A 17,510-nucleotide genomic window follows, 5' to 3' on the forward strand; every position below is an offset into this window, starting at 1 on the left:
AAGGCGAGCCTGCGTGAGATAAATTTGCTAAGAAGCAGAATTTTAGGCATAGGGCGAGACGGCGCGATACCTGCGCTTTTGCGAGAAAAACAAAAAATCGATTATAAAGGATAAAAAATGAAAATCAGTGGTGTAATGGCAAAAATTCAAAAGTCGGCGTTTTGAAAAAATTTTATAAATTTTATAAACATAGATATAAGAGGTATTGTGGCACTTTTGAAGTTAAAATTTGAGCTACAAGCTGAATTTTACAAATTTAGCGTCTGGCAATTTAAATTTACAAAATTTCGCCAAACGCTAAATTTCACCTAAATTTATCTTCCAAAAATTTTGCCAAATTTGGCTTGGAGTTTGTCTAAAAATCCCTTTTTTGTAACAAGCCCTTCGATAAATTCGTCATAAGTCGTATTGTTGGCGTGCAAAAACCCCTCCAAATACTCATAGCTAGCCTTTATGCCGGAGCTATTTTCGATCTCGACTAGTTTTTTGTAAATCGGCTCGATTTGCTGGATTATCTCGGCTGGTGCTGGCGTGCGAAATGCCGTATGCTCCGATATAGCCGTGTGTCCGACGACCTTTTTGGTATGCGGGTCGATGACTTGATCGAGTTTGGCGATGACCCAGTAATACCTGCCGTCTTTGGCTAGATTTTTCACCGCAGCAGTAAATGGTCTGCCCTTAGAAATGCTATCCCACATTAGTTTAAATGCGATTTTTGGCATATCTGGGTGTCTGACGATAGAGTGTGGTTTGCCGATGAGTTCGCCCTCGCTATATCCGCTAACCTCCAAAAAATAATCATTGACATAGGTAATGATACCGCGAGGATCCGTCTTTGAGATGATGATTTTGCTGAAATCCAGCTCGATTTGTTCATCTATGGGAACAGGTCTTTCCATACTTACCTCCTATTTTTGTATATATTTTCCTTTTTGTTCTAGTATTTTAACATAAATTTTATAAATTTGTGTTATAATAGCGATTTATATTAATTCAACCAAAGGAAATTTCCAGTGAATAAAGCGGATACTATAAAAGCCGTTGAGAGATTTGTAAATTCGCAAGAAATGATGATGTTTCGCGTCAAAAAGGGGATTTATCAAGACTCAGCGCAAAATTTAGAGCAGGTATTTGCTCCGTTTAAGGATTTTTACTCGTTTTTGAAAAATCCTGCTAATAAATTGCAAGAGTTACTTGGAAATGTCGCGTATGATTCGATCGTGAGCTTTACAGAATCTAGCATTGAGCATTGTGATAAGATTTGGGGCACATATTTTGTCGAGACAAAGGGTCTGTTTAAATCAGGCATAAAATATGTCGAACCCGACTTCGTAGCGAAGGAAAAAGCCAAAGCTTACTACGACGATTTGGTCAAAAACAACGAAAAATTAATGGAATACATCGATATCGGATTGCAACGCTTACACAGCCTGGAAGATAAATTATTTTTGTAATTTTATAAATTTGATATTAAATTTGTGGTTGCGCGGAGTGCGCAACCTTTTTTATTTGCCCTCTTTTTCAGCTTTAATCTTAGCCAAAAACATACCGATTTCATCTTTTACACGAAGTTTCTCTCTTTTTAGAGAATCCACTTCTAAATCGCTCATATGCACTCTGCCCTCGACTGCGGCTGCGATTTGATGATCTAAATCATCGTGTTTTTCAAACAACGCGTCAAAGCGTGCATTTTTGCCTTTAAGTTCAGTGATTAAATCTCTGTATTCGTGAAACATAATATATCCTTTTGTGTGAAATAGCCTATTAGTTTAGCACAAAGGGGCTTAAAATTCGTATATATTTCAACAAAAGAAAAAATTTATATTCGTAACACCAAAATTCAATTAATATTAAAATTTAGTCGCTATAATACCAATCCATTTTTAATAATATTCAAGGAGAATTTTATGTTTAAAAAAGCACTTTTATTCGTTGCATTTTGCATGTGTGCAAATGCCCACCAAATCGTTATCCAAAACATCGACACGAACAGATACGAGGTCAAATTTTGGGCTCATGGCGAGTATGAAAAATATGCCAGCGAGCAGTTAATCGCAGCTAACGGCTTTGATGAAAATCTAAAACCTATCAAAACTGGAATTGATTATAAATTTGACGATGCAAACGCAACACCTGTCGTGCTAACAGCAAGCAAACCAGCTGTGATGAGCGGAATTTACGACGCTGGGTATTGGATAGAAACAGATGAGGGCGGAAGCTTCGTCAAAGGCGGATTAAAAAGTGTAAAAGGCGCAGTTTTTGCAAATTCAAGAAGCCTTAAAATCGGCAAAACTTACTTTTCGTGGAACGAAGCAATGCTAAGCCCGATAGGACTTGATTTCGAAATCATCGCCCTTGCAGATCCATTTTCACTAAAAGACGGCGACAAACTCCCTGTTTTGGTGCTCAAAAACGGCAAACCATCGCCAAAAACCAAATTTGAAGTCGGCGTGCATGAGGATTGGGAAATTAGCACAAATGAGTTTGGTATCGCGCTAATCCCAGTCGAAAAAGGGTTAAATGTCATCGCTGCTAAAAGCGCTAGGAGCGAGTATTCAGACCCAAATGCCAACAAACTCTTAATCCAAACCTCAATCACATTTGAGCTTAAATGAAAGTTTTAATTAGCGTTTTGTTTTGCGCTATTTTGGCGTTTGCGCATGGGATTAGCTACAATATCACGCGCGGCGAGGCCGTGATAATCAATGCAAATTTTGCCACTTCTATCCCAGCCAAAAACGCCAAAGTTCGCATTTATCAGGGTGAAAGTGCGCTTGCTATGCAAATCGCACAGACGGACGAAAACGGCAAACTAGCCTTTTTGCCACCAGCTCCCGGGAAATACCGCGTCGAAATAAGCGCGCAGAGCGACCACGGCGAGCACAGAAGTGAATTTAGCGTGGATATTGATGAGAATTTCGGCGTTAGCAAATACGATGAGCTAGCCTTTGCGAAATATCAAGGTCTGCTTAGCGTGATTGGCATTATTTTTGGACTTTTTGGCATTATTGCATTATTAAAAAGTAAAAAACGCGCGATTTAGCGCGAATTTAGGGTTAAATTTAGATAAATTTTATGTTCTCTTTCAAATTTGCGCTTAAATTTAGCCCTTTTTAATCTCCCAGCGCATTTGATACCAGCTTTTATCGCCGAATTTTGACTTGCAAATTCCCTCATTTACAAAGCCAAATTTTTCGTAAAATTTCACCAAACACTCTTCGCAGGTTAGCACGATTCCGCTTTTTGCGCGCGCTAGGGCGTGTGTTTGCAATGTGCCTATCAGCGCAGAGCCGATCTCACGACCCCTAAATTCTGGCACCACGCCAAGGCTTAGCCCCATTAGCCACGCGCCATCTTTGTCGTGAAATTTAGTGCCAAAAAACATATCATCATCGAAATCTCGCTCGTTTGTGCATAGCGACACAATCTCGCCTATGATTTGATTATTTTCGCAGGCTACGAAAATATCATCAGCGAATTTCGCCAAAAACTCGCCAAATGCCTCTTTGCTGACCCTTTGATTTGGCGGAAATGAAATGTCCTCTATGGCTTTGATAGCGTCCAAATCTGCGGTTTTCGCACTTCGTATTTGCATAAATACTCCGAATTTTAAAATTTGAAGGAATTTAGGATTGCTAAATTTAGCCAAAAGCCAAATTTAGCAAAATTTTTGAGTTAAATTAGTTTTTAAACGATTCGATATACGCGTTTAAAACGCCGATTTGATCGTCGCTTATGCGAAGTTGGCCTCTCATCACTGCGCCCATACCATAATATCCCTTGCCGTCGTTTGCGGTGCCGTCTTTTAGGGCGTGGAGCTTCTCTAATCTCTCTTCGCTAGATAAATTTACGATAGGTGGGACTTTTGTGTAGGCTTTCTCGCCTTTTGCGCCGTGGCAAGCTACGCAGGTTTTATACAGCAATGCGCCTTGTTCTGCCACTTCTGGGCTTACGCTAGGCGCAGGAGCGGCTGCGGTTGCGTTTGTATCAGCTGTGGTTTCAGCCGCATCAGTAGCATTTGCCTCTGCACTTGGTTGGGCAGCAGTCGCGTTTGCCTCGGCTGCGACCTCGCTATTAGCGTTTGTTTCGCTTGCATTAGCAGGAGTCATATATGCGCCTAAATCCAAATTCGCCGCGTCTGGCATGGTTTCTACCGTGAGCTCTGGTGCCCCGTAAGACAAAGAGCCCAAACAAAATACCGCGCAAGATATTAAAAACAATTTTCTTTTCATTTTTACCCCTTTCATAAAAACACAAGATTATAGCGTAAAATTTTAATAAATTTTAAATTATCGTAAAATTTTTGGGTTAAATTTTGCATTTAAATTTAACCCAAATTTTGCCCTAAATTTGGGCTATTCGTTTATGCGCTCTGGGCCAATGTAGAGTTGGCGAGGGCGGACGATTTTGATACTCTCTTGCTCTTTGAGCTCTATCCATTGCGCCATCCAGCCAGGACTTCGTCCCATTACGAAGATTACGGCAAACATTTCTGTCGGAATTCCGAGCGCTTTTAGGATTAGACCTGAGTTGAAATCGACATTTGGATAGAGGTTTCGAGATACGAAATATTCGTCATTTAGCACGATTTCTTCTAATCTATTTGCCACACGGATTAAATTCGTATCGATTCCGATCTCTTCGATTAGCTGATTTCGCAGACCTTTTAGCACCTTGGCGCGCGGATCGTAGTTTTTATAGACGCGGTGTCCAAAGCCCATTAGGCGGAACGGATCGGATTTGTCCTTGGCTTTGGCGATGTATTTATCGACATTTTCTGGTGTGCCTATCATTTCTAGCTGGCGAATTACGCTTTCGTTCGCCCCGCCGTGCGCGTGTCCCCATAGCGCGCCGATACCTGCGCTTATGCACGCATAAGGGTGAGCGTGAGTAGAACCCACCGTGCGCACCGTCGTCGTTGAGGCGTTTTGCTCGTGGTCAGCGTGAAGCATAAGCACGCTATCTAGGGCCTTGACTTCGATTGGTTTGAGATCCACATGAGAGTGCGGGAAGCTTCGCATCATATACAAGAAATTTTCCGTAAATCCGCGCGCCAAATCAGGGTAAATAATAGGATAGCCTTTGGAGTGGCGATAATAAAACGCCGCAAGAGTCGGCATTTTGGCTACTAATCGTTTTGCCATTTCCATATATTCATTTGGATCATCAAAACTCATATCCTTAGAGTAATACGCGCTAAGTGTCGCAATACATGCCTGCAAAACCGCCATAGGGTGGGCGCGATCTGGAAATGCGTCGAAAAGTTTTAGGATTTTTTCGTTGATAAAAGATCTGGTTTTTAGCTCGTATAAAAATGCGTTGTATTCGTCCTTGCTAGGCAGTTTTTTATTTAGCAGTAGATACACGACATCGAGGTAGCGTTTGTTTTGCGCTAGCCACGCGATATCGTATCCGCGGTGCATGAGTTCGCCCTTTTCGCCGTCAATGTATGTAATCGAGCTTTTGCACATGGCTGTGGAGGTATATCCCCTATCTAGGGTAAACATTCCAGTGTCTTTGTAAAAATTCGAAATGTCAATTACGCTAGGACCCATTGTGCCATCAAGGATTGGGAAGTCGTATGTCGCGCCATTGCGGTTGTCGCGCAAGGTAACGGAGTTGGAAAATTGAGTTTCGCTCATCATCGCCCCTTTTAAAAAATCTAATCCGTGGATTATAGCTAAAATTTATGTAGTTTTAATAAACAAAATGCACGCAAAATTTCATCAAATTTAGCTTTTTTCTAGCCTTGGCTTGCTAAAATGCGAGGTTTAGGAGAATTTATGAGAGTGTTTGTGTGCGCCACGAAGTCTGAGGCGCAGGGTCTAGTGGAGAGATTTAGACTAAAAAAAAGTAGCGTTAAATTTGGCGAGAGTGGCGCAAGTTTTGGCGAAAAAAGCGTCAATGTGTGGCTAGGCGAGGGAATTTTGCTTTTTATCTGCGGTGTGGGCTTTGGTAAAAACGGCGAAAACGCGCAAATTTTTGGCGAAATTTTGGCGAAATTTAGCCCCAAAACAGCCATAAATTTTGGAATTTGTGGTTGCAATAGCGATGAAATCAGTGTCGGCGAGGGGTTTTTATGGGACGAAAACACTGCGCCAAAAGGGGCGAGCCTAATCTGTGTTAGCACCCCGCAAACTACGAAAATTTCGGCGCCCACGATAAACTTATACGATATGGAAAGCGCGAAATTCAAAGAAATTTGCACTAAATTTGGCGTGAAATTTAAAATTTACAAGGTCGTAAGCGACCATTTAATCGACGCTAAAATCGACAAATCCAGCACTTGTGCGCTACTTAGGGCGCATGCGGAAAAAATAGGAGAGTTATGAGTGAAATAAATGGCGAGTTCAAACTCGCACTAAACGCCGAAAATAGCGAGCTTTTGCGCGAATTTTTTCTATCAGGGCATTTTAGCTTCCAAGAGCGCAAACAAATCGCCGAAATTTGCGCTGATTTGCAGGCTTGGGGCGAAAATGTGGGGGAAATTTTAAAAATAGCGAAATTTGGCGAAAATCGTGGCGTAAATTTTGCTTCGAATTTCAGTGGGAATTCTAGCGCAAATTTCGCCGAAAATTCTAACGCAAATTTCAGCGAAAATCCTAGCGTAAATTCAGAGCCAAATTTACAATACAAACCCGCCTCAAACCACGCTTGCAAGCAGGTTTTCGCGCGCATAAAATCCGCGTATGAGCTAATCAAATCGCGCCCGCCTGCGTATGAAAATTTCACTCCGCACTACACGCCCAAACGCTACGAAATATCGCGTTTTGCGGGCGAAAAGCTAGCCCTTGGTCGCTGTCCTGTCGCTAGCGAGGGGACGCGCTGTTGCAATCTACTCACGCTCGATGCGGTCAATTCGTGCGGTTTTGACTGCTCGTATTGCGCGATTGGCTCGTTTTACAAAAACGGCGTCGTGGGGTTTGATGAAAATTTTGGTGCAAATCTAGCGAAATTGCACCTTGATAGCGATAAAATTTATCATATCGGCACAGGTCAGAGCTCGGATTCGCTCATGTGGGGCGATAATTTCGGTATTTTAAGCGCGCTAAATTCCTTCGCCAGAGCGCATAAAAATGTGATTTTGGAGCTTAAAAGCAAGTCGAATAATATTTCCTTTTTTTTGCAAAACGACATTTCGCGTAACATCATCGTGACATTTTCGCTAAATCCGCAAATCATTATCGAAAACGAAGAACATCTCAGCGCTAGCCTAGATGAGCGCTTAAATGCTGCCAAAAAACTGGCGCAAAAGGGCATTTTGGTGGGATTTCACTTTCACCCGATGATTTATTTCGAAGGTTGGCGTGATGAATACAGCGCGATTTTTGCGCGATTGGTGCGCGAATTTGACCCTAGTAGCGTAGCACTTGTATCCTTTGGCACGCTGACATTTATAAAACCAGTTATCAAAAAACTGCGTGCCAGAGGGCTGAAAAGCAAAATTTTGCAAATGCCATTTTCGCAGGCAAATGGCAAAATTTCATACCCCAAAAATATCAAGCTTGAAATGTTTAAATTCGCCTATTCTAGCCTGCGCGCGTGGCATGAGGAAGTATTTTTTTATCTTTGCATGGAGGACGAGACGCTCTGGGGCGAGGTTTTTGGGCGCGAGTTTGCCAGCAACGACGAATTCGAGCGCGCGATGAAAGAGTCGTATATGCGCAAAATAAAGGAAAATAGATGAAAAAAGCGTTGATTACGGGCGCAGGTGGCGGGATCGGCAGTGCGATAGCGCGGAAATTTAGCCAAAACGGCTTTGAAATTGTAACCTTAAATTCGAGATTTGAGGATACTGCCTCGCTTAAAAAAGAGCTAGCAAATTTGAGCAAAGAGAGCTTTGACGCTGTGATTTTATGCGCTGGTGTGGGAAATTTCGACCCCTTCGAGGCGGTGAGTGGGGACGAGATTTCGCGCGTGATAAGTGTGAATTTAAGCGCAAATTTGATAATCCTAAATGCGCTAATCAATTCGCTCAAACGCTCGCACGCCCATATCATCGGCATTGCTTCGATCGAGGCGCACAGACACTCGCGATTTAGCGCGCTGTATTCGGCATCCAAGGCGGGACTGCGGGCGTTTTTGCTATGTTTGTTTGAAGAGTATCGCAAGGATTTGCGCGTAACTTGCATAAGCCCCGATATGACGCAAACGCCTTTTTTTGCGGACTTGCGCTTCGAGCCTGGCAGTGATGAGCGCGCCTATATCGACCCAGATGAGATTGCAAATTTCGCCTACGAGGCGTATAAAACCAAATCAAATTTGAGCGAAATCGTAATTCGCCCGCGTATCGTAGGGATAAAAAAGAAAAATTAATCCGTTAAAAATTCGAGAAATTTTGCCTCATCGAAGTTTTCAAAATGGCTGAAATTTTCAAATTTTGCTATCTTGGCAAGCGAGTGCGCACTCCCAAAAAATGCGAGTTTTTTCGCCATTGCGCCGGAGCGAAGCCACGCGGTAAAGATTGAGTTATACACCAAATCCTCGCACTCTCCGTCGCAGACGATCACGGCGTCGTTTCCATAGAGGCTATCGTCGCTGACATCAGCCCTCACGCAGGCTTTTTGCGCACTTTGCACGACTTCTTTGAGCGCATAGATTCGCACTTTGTGCTGGCAAGCACTTAGGGCGTTCAAAATTTGGGCTAGGTTTAAAAGTGAGAAATTATCATAGATTACAACGGCGATTTTCACAGATTTCCTTTAAATTTTTACGCGATTTTAATTAAATTTTGTTTAAAATTCCATATTTTTATAAGGAGAAAATATGATATACGAAGATGATATAATTTTTATCGAGCGCGAGGAGAGCGAAATCCCGTGGATTAAAATTTTCACCAAAACTAAGGCGAAGGAGATTACGGATTTGCCAAGCGAGCAGATTGCACACCTTTGGGCGGCTGTTTTGGAGTGCGAAAGGAGCATGCGAGACTTCTATAACCCCGATAAAATCAATATCGCAAGCTTCGCAAACTATGTGCCCAAAGTCCATATTCACCTGCAAGCTAGGTTTAAAAACGACAGCTTTTTCCCTGAGAGTATGTGGGGGAAAAAAATGCGAAAAGCCAAGCTCGACCTGCCAAATTTCGACGAATTTGCCCAAATTTTAAGCGCAAATTTAAAGATAGCATTTAAGTAGGTTTTGATTTATTTCTACGCAGATAAAACAGAGCCAAAAGCAAAATTAGCGCGCAAAATCCGCTGATAAAAAAGCCGAATTTCGCGCCAAATTTATCCGTGAAAAACCCCGCAAAAAGCGCGCCAAATGGCGTGCTTCCTAAGAAAAATAGAGTGTAGATACTCATTATCCTGCCGCGAAATTCGTTGCTGGTGTGCATTTGCACGGTCGAGTTCATCGACGAGTTTGTCAAAACGAAAAAAAATCCAAGCAGCGCAATTAGCGTGGCATTGTAAGCAAAGCTCGCCACAGCCCCAGCCAGCGCGCAGATCACGCACACAAGCACGGCGCAAATACGGATAGATTTCAGCGACAAATTCCCAAAACTAGCTACTCCTAGCGCCCCGCACAGCGCCCCAAGCCCCAAAATCGACATCAAATACCCAAAATACCGCTCGCCCTGAGCCAAATCAAATTTCACAAAAGCTGAAATTGTGATATTGTAATTAGGTATGAAGGTTGATAAAATCAGCACAATAAACAAAATTTCGCTTAAAATTTTTTTAGAAAGCATATACGAAAAGCCCTGTTTGATGAGCGCTAGGGGGCTTAAATTTGAGCGCGACACTTTGCTTGCGGGCTCGGAAATTTTGACAAAAAATAGCGAGATAATGACGGCTAAAAAGCTAATAGCATTTATCACGAAGCACCATTTCGCGCCAAAGTGCGCCATTATCAGCCCAGCAAGCGCAGGTCCTGTGATGCGGGCTAGGTTGAAAGAGATCGAATTTAGCGCGACTGCGTTTGGAAGCTCGGAGCTAGAAGCGATGAGCGAGCGCACGAGGGCTTGGCGCGAGGGCGAGTCAAACGCCGTAAATACGCCGTTTATGAGAGAGAGCGTGAAAATGTTTGCGAAGCTAAACGCCTCAAACCACGCTAAAAAGGCGAAAATGCACGCTATAATCATCATACCGATTTGCGCGCACAAAAGTATGCGAAGCTTGTCAAAGCGATCGAGCAAAACACCCGAGAATAGCGTGAATAGTAGCGAGGGCAAAAACTGCGCGAGGCTAACAAGCCCCACCTTAAAGGGGTCGTGCGTGAGCGTGAGCGCAATCCAAGGAAGCGCGATTGTTTGCATCCACGAGCCGATTAATGAGAGATTCATACCAATCCAATAAAGCCTGAAATTGCGGTATTTGAGGGAGTGAAATGGATTTCTCATAAATTTTCCTTGCCAAATTTGGGCTAAATTTTACTCATAAATTTCGAAAATTTCGCTGAAATATGGGGTTTGGATAGGGCAAAATTTCGCCACGACAGCGACTGCGCACCGCTTGATTGTCATTGCGAGCGTAGCGAAGCAATCTACGAGCAACAATCACCAAAATGCGAATTTCGCGTCATTGCGAGCATAGCGAAGCAATCCAGTAAAATTTAAAGCAAAATTCTATTTAAATTTTGAAATTCTGCAAAAACACTGCGCCGAAATTTTATATTCGCAGATTGCCACGAAACAGCTTGCGCCGTTTCTCGCAATGACAAATCAAAGGCAAGGAAATTTCTCTGGATTGCTTCGCTACGCTCGCAATGACAGGGATTAGAGCGCATGGTAGTTTAGGCTTGTGGATTGCCATGGCGACTGTGTCGCCTCGCAATGACAGCAAATTTGGCGCAAGGAATTTTAAAGTCGTAGATTGCTTCGTCGCTTCGCTCCTCACAATGACAATGGTTCGCGTATCGAGGCGGTATCCCCGGCTTGCGAAGCGCAATGATAGATTATCGTCATCGAAAGGAGCTGTTTAATGGGCTAAATTTCACAAAATTATCTATTTAAAATCATTGATTTTAGTATGCGTTTGCCTGCTTCAACGCCTGGCTGGTCGTAAGTATTCACGCCCAAAATCGCCCCAACCCCGCTAGTTAGCAGCTCAAAATAATAAAACAAAAATCCAGCGTTTGCCTCATCTAGCGCGCCAACTTCGATGACATCGACGCTCACGCCCTCATTTATCACAGCCTGCGCGGTCGCGTCGCACTGGAAATTTAGCACACTCTCCAAGCTTAGATCATTTACAAAGTCGCAACTAGCCAAATTTTCCAAGCTCAAATTTGGGATTTTTCGCGATGTGCCAGAGTTTTTTAGCTTCATAAATGTTACTGTCTTATCCTTCACGCCGTCCATGATAAGCTGCAAGAAGCTGTGCTGATCGCGCGAGCCAACTAGCCCTACTGGGGTAAGCCCATATCGCGTGTAGCCGATTTTTTTGCCGATACTCTCCGCCCAGAGCTGGACATACCAGTCGTTGAAGGCTTTGAGCCTGTCGCAATAGCTGAAAATCACATTGATTGTGGCGTTTTTGTGAGTGGCGTAGTGGCGGGCTTTTTGCACGACTTCGTTATTTTCTAAATTTTCAAAATTTCCATTTAGGATTTCGCCTAGAAACCTTTCTTGCGCCATTTTTGCGCCAGCTAGCAAGGCGCGCGCATCAAGCCCAAGAGCGAGAGCTGGCACAAGGCCGACTGCGCTAAGCACGCTAAATCGCCCGCCCACATTGGCTGGCATATTTATCACGGTGGCGTTTTGGCTTTTTGCGTAGGTTTCTAACGCCGAATTTGGATCTGTGATAAAGATGAAATTACGGCTCAAATCCTGCGCGCCAAACTCATCTAAAACGACCTTAAATAGCGAAATGGTTTCGATTGTGGTGCCGGATTTGGACGAGATGATAAAGAGCGTATCGTTAAATTTGAGCCCATTTAAGGCGTTTTTGACGCTAAAATCGTCTAAATTATCCAAAATTTCAAATCTTAAATTTGGCTCTATTTTTTCGCGTAGCATTTCATAAAACGCCCTTACACCCACGCTCGAACCGCCGATTCCCACGACTACGACAGCGCTAAAAATTTTGCCAGCTAAAAACTCGCTAGCCTGCGCAATCGCCCTCTCGCCGCTATCTGGTAGGTGATAATACCCAATCTCGCCACTTTCGAATTCATCTTTTAGCGCCAAAGCGACATTTTTTAGCGCGTCATTTTTGGCTTTGGTAAAAAAAAGTTTATTTTTTATCATTTTTTTTCTTTGCAAATTCTTTTTCGTAAAAATACTTCGTCGCCTCGACATAGCCCTCCACAGAGCCACAATCAAAGCGTTTGCCCTTGAATTTATACGCCATTACGACGCCGTTTTTGGCCTGCTCTAAGAGTGCGTCGGTGATTTGGATTTCGCCGTTTTTGCCAGCTGGCGTGCGCTCGATGATATCGAAAATATCAGGCGTGAGTATGTATCTGCCAATGATCGCTAGGTTTGATGGGGCGTCCTTCGGGGCTGGTTTTTCGACCATATCGCTAACCATAATCAAATCATCGCTGATACTTTTGCCTGCGATTACGCCGTATTTGCTGACATCTTCTTTTTCTACTTCCATTACGGCTACGATTGAGCAACGATATTTCTCATAAACTTTAACCATTTGTGCTAGCACGCCCTCGCCACCTGTGTTTATACACAAATCATCAGCCAAAACTACGCCAAATGGCTCATCTCTAACGAGAGTTTTGCCTGTAAAAATCGCATGTCCTAGCCCTCTCATATCCTCTTGGCGGGTAAATGAAAACTGACAAGATGACATTAAATTTCTAATATCATCTAGCAAATACTCTTTGCTAGTGCCCTTGATTTGGTCTTCTAGCTCGTAGCTTCTATCGAAATAATCCTCCAAAGCGCGCTTTCCACGCCCTGTGACAAATGCCATATTATCCATGCCTGCCTCTAATGCCTCATCTACGCCATAGTGAATTAGCGGTTTTGTAAGGATTGGGAGCATTTCTTTAGGTAGCGATTTTGTGGCTGGCAAAAAGCGCGTGCCATACCCCGCAGCAGGAAATAAGCAAGTCTTGATCATGATTGTATCCTTTTGAAATTTTGTAAAATTCAGATTGTAGCGCAAAAAGATAAAATTTTGTGAATTTTAAATAAGGATTTGCTAAAATTCGGCGTTTTAAATATTTTGCGTGAATTTACATAAAAAGGTTAAAATGACATACATTTCAGTGTTTTGCTTTATAATTTCACTTTTTCTGGCTAAATTTTTACACAAAAAATGGCTTTTGGGCGTTGCTTGTGTGGGAGCTTTTGTGTATATTTTGGCCTTTGTTTTTGATACGATTTTGCTGATTTATCTTGGCAAACATTTTGGATTTTATGTCGTTACATTTATAAAAACATCTTTACAAGGCGCGCCGTTTTCGACCTTTGCAAAAGAGCTCGCGCTTCTTGGTTGCGTGGTTTTGGCGATTTTGCTTTTTTGCGTGATTTTTTACCAAAAAATTTCGCCAAAACTTAGCAAAAATATCAAATTTATACCGATTTTTGCGATATTTTTCATAACAGCTTTTTTGACAAATCCGCTTTATATAAACGCAAAAGAGCTTTATGAGATTTACAATCCCCCTGTGGCTAAATTTAAAAAAGCAGTTTATCCTTTTGTCGCTGTTCCTAAGCCCAAACAAGTGGCCAAAAATAAAAATATAGTCTATATTTATTTGGAGAGTTTTGATAGGGATTATTTAAATTCTAAAATTTATCCAAATTTGACGCCGAATTTATCCACCCTAACTAACAAAATAGATTTTACAAACACTACGCAGGTTGTCGATACTGAATTCACGCTAAAAGGGCTTTTTAGTTCGCATTGCGCGCTAAATTATATGTTTGTATTTGGAAAAGACAAAGATGAAAATTTTTCAAAAAATATTAAATGTGCTAGTGAGATTTTAAAAGAACAAGGATATTATCTGTATTTTATGAAAGGCGCGGAGCTTGACTATCAAGATACAAGAATTTTTTTAAAACAACGAAATTATGACGAAGTGAAAGGCAAAAGCGAAATTCTAAAATCTGGCGAAAAAAGCCTAAACGAGTGGGGCGTAAATGATGATGATATGCTAGAAATCGCGTGGGAGGATTTCGTGCGCCTTTCGAAAGAAAAAAAGAATTTCTTGCAAACACTTTTGACGATAGGAACTCACGCACCAAATGGATTTTTATCCAAAAGTTGCGAAAATTTGCCCTTTGCCAGCGATAGCCAAATGCAAAAAGCAGCGCATTGCACCGATTTTTTAGTCGGCAAATTTATAGATAAAATTCGCGCTTCGGAATTTAGCAAAGACACTATTATAGTTTTGCAAAACGATCACCCGCTTTTTTATTCTCGCGATAAACACGGCAAAAAATTACAGAATTCAAAAAACCTTTTTGTGATTTTAGACGATGACATAAACGGCACCATAACGATAGATAAAAAAGGCATTTCGTTTGATACTTTTACCACTCTGCTTGGGTATATGGGAATACTAAGCGAGATGAATTTAGGGAGAAATTTACTAATGGCGGATAGTTTGCCTTTCGAAGATGACGATGAAATTTACAAAAAAGCCTCGCGGATTTTTACCGAGATTTCGTATGATGAGATAAAAATCAACGCGGACTAAACCCCTCTAAATCCGTAGCGAAGGAATACTCTCATAAGCTTTCATAAAAGCTAAATTTTGTGAAATTATTCAAAATTTAGTTTAATTTCGATAAAATTAAAATTTTTAAGATTTTGAAATGATTAAATTTTCGAAAAGAAAAAACGAAATTTAAAACCCATTTTAGGGCGTGAATTTTGGTTTATAAGGTAAAATTTTACAAAACAGCAGGAGAGAAAAAACATGAAAAAAGCAATTCTTATAGGTGGTAGCAGTGGTATCGGTTTATCGCTCCTTGATAATCTTATGCAAAGAGGCTATTTTGTATATGTGTTCGGTATAAATATGCCTGATAAAAATTTACTAAGAAGTGAAAATTTTAGCTTTAAAAATTTGGATTTAGCAAATTTAGATATTAACGAATTTGAAAATTTAAAAGACGATGATGAAATCGATGTATTGATGATTTGTAGTGGGTTTGGTAGAGTTGCACATTTTTCAAATTTATCAATTACCGAAATAGATAAACTTATGAGTGTAAATGCGACTTCTGTTATAAAAATCATTCGTTATTTCTATGATAAAATGTCAAGTAAAAATGTTTTTTACACGGGCATTATGGGTTCAATCGCAGGAGTAATTTCATCTCCGTTGTTTTCTGTTTATGGTGCTTCAAAATCTGCCCTTAATCGTTTTATAGAAAGCGTAAATGTAGAATTAGAAAAAAATGGAAGTTGTAATAAAATTTTAAATGTAAGCCCTGGCTCTATCAAAGGAACTAGTTTTAATGGAGAAAAAACTTCGCTAGAAATGTTAAAGGATTTATCAAACGAAATTTTAGATAATCTTTTTTCTAAAAATGAACTTTTTATCCCAAAATACGATGAAATTTATAAAAGCGTTTTAAATAGATACAATGAAAATCCAAAAAAATTTGGTTTGGAAAGCTATGATTATAAAATAAATTCTAATAGATTATGTGATGAGAAAAAGGAAACGATTGTCGGATATTTATCCGGAACTTTTGATTTGTTTCATATAGGACATTTAAATTTATTAAAAAGAGCAAAAGAGCATTGCGATTATTTAATTGTAGGAATTCATCCAAGTGCAGCACATAAAGGAAAAGAAACCTTTATCCCTTTTGAAGAGCGTATGCAAATAGTCGGAGCTTGCAAATATGTAGATAAGGTAATCCCATCGTTACCAGAAGATAACGAAGTGTGGAATTTACATAAATATCATAGATTGTTTGTAGGAAGTGATTATGAAGGAACTGAACGATTTAAGCGTTATGAAAAATATTTTGAAGATAAAGGCGTAAAAATAGTTTATTTTCCTTACACGCAGGGCACAAGTAGTACCAAACTCAGAGAAGCACTAACTAAAATCAATAACAAGGAAGCAAAATGAGCGAAAATTTAATGAATTCAGTCAATTCACAAAACGATGAAATCGATATTTTCGAGTTATTAGGTAAAATTTGGAAAGATAAATTTAGCATTGCTATGATTACACTAGCGTTTTTTGCTTTGGGTGTTTTATATACTATAATCGCCACGCCGTGGTATCAGGCAAATGCTAGGATTTCGGTGCCTTACTACAAAAATATAAGCGAAAATAAAAAAGAGCTTTTCGCTAATGCGGATATGATAATAAATAAAATCCAAAGCAAATATATCGACACAAAATCAAGCGAACCACAAAGTGCAGTGGTTAAAAAAGTCGCTCCGGCGAAAGTAACGGGAACTAAAAACAACCTAAACGACTTTTTCGACATCGAAGTTATGGGCAAAAGCAACGACGAAGCCGTCGCTTTGATAAATCAAATCGTTAAAGAAGAGCAAGAAATTTATAAATCAAATATATCTTTACAAGAAAGTCGCATTAAAAACGCTCTTTATAATGCAGATGTAAAAGTTAAAATTTTGAAAAATAATATTGAAAACAACAATATTCAAATAAAACGCGTAGAAAATGATATAAATAATACAGCTATTCAAATAAAACGCGTAGAAAATGATATAAATAATACGGCTATTAAAATCAAACGCGTAGAAAATGATATAGCAAATTTAAATCTTAAAATAAATCAAATCAAAAATATACAAATAAAAAGACTTGAAGATAGGATTACGCAAATCAACAATGTTTTTATGCCAAATAAAGACAAAGAAATTGCAAATTTACAAAATACGGTCTTACCAAACGACAAAAAAGCCTATGATGAGCTTATAAATAAAATAATTCCGAATTTAGAAAGCGAAATGAAAAGCCTAGAAAAAGAGCTAAAAAATCCAAATTTAAATCAAAATAACGCAATAGTTTTAAAAGAGCGACTAAATGATTTGCGAAATCGCTATATAAGTGCGACCACGACGACAAAACAAAAATTCGAGCACGATCTGCACGATAGCGAATTTGTAAAAATTCCAGCTTTGTTAAAAGATAAAGAGAGCTTGATCATGTCGCAAAATGATTTACAAAATCAAATCGAACTTAAAAACGATGATATTTTAAAAATAGAAACTACAATCGGCGAAAAACAAGATGATATTTTAAAAATAGAAACTACAATCGGCGAAAAACAAGATGATATTTTTAAACTACAAGTTAGAATCGGTGAAAAAAATGATGATATAGTTAAAATTCAAAACTCAATTGATGAGAAAAAAGATGAAATAACAAAACTAGAAAACCAAAAAGAGATTTTAAAGGCGAGTTTAGAAAAACAAAATTTGAGTAATGTCGTTATCAAAGATGACATTATCGTAACTAGCGAATCACCTGCGAAACCCAAAAAACTTTTAATCGTAGCGATTGCGACATTTTTAGGTGGCATTTTGGGTGTATTTTGGGTTTTGCTAAAAAGCGAAATCTTAGCGAGAAAAAATCTAAAAGCCTAAAAAATTTTAAAAAGT

19 protein-coding genes are annotated in these 17,510 nt (G+C 40.1%); 10 read left to right on the forward strand and 9 right to left on the reverse strand.

Annotated features, from left to right (window positions below; all coding sequences use genetic code 11):
• Positions 1-314: 314 nt before the first annotated feature.
• A complete protein-coding gene (locus tag OFO00_RS04475; protein ID WP_270858310.1) occupies positions 315-899 on the reverse strand; it encodes a PAS domain-containing protein in 585 nt (194 codons plus the stop codon).
• 114 nt (positions 900-1,013) lie between these two features.
• Between OFO00_RS04475 and OFO00_RS04480 the strand changes: the two genes are divergently transcribed.
• On the forward strand, positions 1,014-1,454 hold the full coding sequence (locus OFO00_RS04480; protein WP_270858311.1) for a hypothetical protein: 441 nt from the start codon (positions 1,014-1,016) through the stop codon (positions 1,452-1,454).
• Positions 1,455-1,505: 51 nt separating this feature from the next.
• Here OFO00_RS04480 and OFO00_RS04485 read toward each other — a convergent pair whose 3' ends face one another.
• Positions 1,506-1,736, reverse strand: a complete 231-nt coding sequence (locus OFO00_RS04485; RefSeq protein ID WP_270858312.1) for a YdcH family protein — start codon at positions 1,734-1,736, stop codon at positions 1,506-1,508.
• Positions 1,737-1,907: 171 nt separating this feature from the next.
• Between OFO00_RS04485 and OFO00_RS04490 the strand changes: the two genes are divergently transcribed.
• Positions 1,908-2,615 (forward strand): DUF4198 domain-containing protein, encoded by a 708-nt coding sequence (locus OFO00_RS04490; protein WP_270865049.1) that lies wholly within the window; start codon positions 1,908-1,910, stop codon positions 2,613-2,615.
• Positions 2,612-3,043, forward strand: coding sequence for a carboxypeptidase-like regulatory domain-containing protein (locus tag OFO00_RS04495; RefSeq protein WP_270865050.1), 432 nt, complete (start codon positions 2,612-2,614; stop codon positions 3,041-3,043). The genes OFO00_RS04490 and OFO00_RS04495 overlap by 4 nt, the downstream gene beginning before the upstream one ends.
• A gap of 60 nt (positions 3,044-3,103) precedes the next feature.
• On the opposite strand, the gene OFO00_RS04500 is transcribed toward OFO00_RS04495, so the two are convergent.
• From OFO00_RS04500 to OFO00_RS04510, 3 genes are all read right to left on the reverse strand, one after another.
• Entirely contained in the window at positions 3,104-3,595 is a 492-nt protein-coding gene (locus tag OFO00_RS04500; protein ID WP_270865051.1) for a GNAT family N-acetyltransferase, read from the reverse strand.
• 85 nt (positions 3,596-3,680) lie between these two features.
• Entirely contained in the window at positions 3,681-4,232 is a 552-nt protein-coding gene (locus OFO00_RS04505; protein WP_270865052.1) for a c-type cytochrome, read from the reverse strand.
• Between the two features lie 123 nt (positions 4,233-4,355).
• Positions 4,356-5,642 (reverse strand): citrate synthase, encoded by a 1,287-nt coding sequence (locus OFO00_RS04510; protein ID WP_270865053.1) that lies wholly within the window; start codon positions 5,640-5,642, stop codon positions 4,356-4,358.
• Between the two features lie 141 nt (positions 5,643-5,783).
• Here OFO00_RS04510 and OFO00_RS04515 point away from each other — a divergent pair, with 141 nt between their 5' ends.
• The 3 genes from OFO00_RS04515 to OFO00_RS04525 are packed head-to-tail and all read left to right on the forward strand — an operon-like array spanning position 5,784 to position 8,316.
• The gene (locus OFO00_RS04515) at positions 5,784-6,332 is read left to right on the forward strand and encodes a hypothetical protein (protein ID WP_270865054.1); all 549 of its coding nucleotides are present in this window, start codon (positions 5,784-5,786) and stop codon (positions 6,330-6,332) included.
• Positions 6,329-7,687, forward strand: coding sequence for an SPL family radical SAM protein (locus OFO00_RS04520; RefSeq protein ID WP_270865055.1), 1,359 nt, complete (start codon positions 6,329-6,331; stop codon positions 7,685-7,687). The genes OFO00_RS04515 and OFO00_RS04520 overlap by 4 nt, the downstream gene beginning before the upstream one ends.
• Positions 7,684-8,316 (forward strand): SDR family NAD(P)-dependent oxidoreductase, encoded by a 633-nt coding sequence (locus tag OFO00_RS04525; RefSeq protein WP_270865056.1) that lies wholly within the window; start codon positions 7,684-7,686, stop codon positions 8,314-8,316. The genes OFO00_RS04520 and OFO00_RS04525 overlap by 4 nt, the downstream gene beginning before the upstream one ends.
• Here the strand turns inward: OFO00_RS04525 and OFO00_RS04530 are convergent.
• Entirely contained in the window at positions 8,313-8,693 is a 381-nt protein-coding gene (locus tag OFO00_RS04530; protein ID WP_270865057.1) for a hypothetical protein, read from the reverse strand. The two genes, OFO00_RS04525 and OFO00_RS04530, sit on opposite strands and share 4 nt — an antisense overlap.
• A 73-nt stretch (positions 8,694-8,766) precedes the next feature.
• Between OFO00_RS04530 and OFO00_RS04535 the strand changes: the two genes are divergently transcribed.
• Entirely contained in the window at positions 8,767-9,138 is a 372-nt protein-coding gene (locus tag OFO00_RS04535; protein ID WP_270862986.1) for an HIT family protein, read from the forward strand.
• On the opposite strand, the gene OFO00_RS04540 is transcribed toward OFO00_RS04535, so the two are convergent.
• From OFO00_RS04540 to galU, 3 genes are all read right to left on the reverse strand, one after another.
• Positions 9,131-10,342 carry an MFS transporter gene (locus OFO00_RS04540; protein ID WP_270865058.1) on the reverse strand — a complete coding sequence of 404 codons (1,212 nt, stop codon included), beginning with the start codon at positions 10,340-10,342 and terminating at the stop codon, positions 9,131-9,133. The two genes, OFO00_RS04535 and OFO00_RS04540, sit on opposite strands and share 8 nt — an antisense overlap.
• A gap of 600 nt (positions 10,343-10,942) precedes the next feature.
• Positions 10,943-12,190, reverse strand: a complete 1,248-nt coding sequence (locus OFO00_RS04545; protein WP_270865059.1) for a glucose-6-phosphate isomerase — start codon at positions 12,188-12,190, stop codon at positions 10,943-10,945.
• Positions 12,177-13,022, reverse strand: a complete 846-nt coding sequence (galU, locus tag OFO00_RS04550; RefSeq protein ID WP_270858325.1) for a UTP--glucose-1-phosphate uridylyltransferase GalU — start codon at positions 13,020-13,022, stop codon at positions 12,177-12,179. The genes OFO00_RS04545 and galU overlap by 14 nt, the downstream gene beginning before the upstream one ends.
• Positions 13,023-13,155: 133 nt before the next feature.
• On the opposite strand from galU, the gene OFO00_RS04555 reads away from it, so the two are divergent.
• The 3 genes from OFO00_RS04555 (at position 13,156) to OFO00_RS04565 (ending at position 17,495) form a co-directional block, all read left to right on the forward strand.
• Complete coding sequence (locus OFO00_RS04555) at positions 13,156-14,610, forward strand: sulfatase-like hydrolase/transferase (protein ID WP_270865060.1); 1,455 nt, start codon at positions 13,156-13,158, stop codon at positions 14,608-14,610.
• Between the two features lie 222 nt (positions 14,611-14,832).
• Positions 14,833-16,002 (forward strand): SDR family NAD(P)-dependent oxidoreductase, encoded by a 1,170-nt coding sequence (locus OFO00_RS04560; protein WP_270865061.1) that lies wholly within the window; start codon positions 14,833-14,835, stop codon positions 16,000-16,002.
• Complete coding sequence (locus tag OFO00_RS04565; protein ID WP_270865062.1) at positions 15,999-17,495, forward strand: Wzz/FepE/Etk N-terminal domain-containing protein; 1,497 nt, start codon at positions 15,999-16,001, stop codon at positions 17,493-17,495. Before OFO00_RS04560 ends, OFO00_RS04565 begins: the two co-directional genes overlap by 4 nt.
• Positions 17,496-17,510 lie beyond the last annotated feature (15 nt).

Source organism: Campylobacter sp. VBCF_04 NA7, assembly GCF_027737405.1.
GTDB lineage: Bacteria > Campylobacterota > Campylobacteria > Campylobacterales > Campylobacteraceae > Campylobacter_B.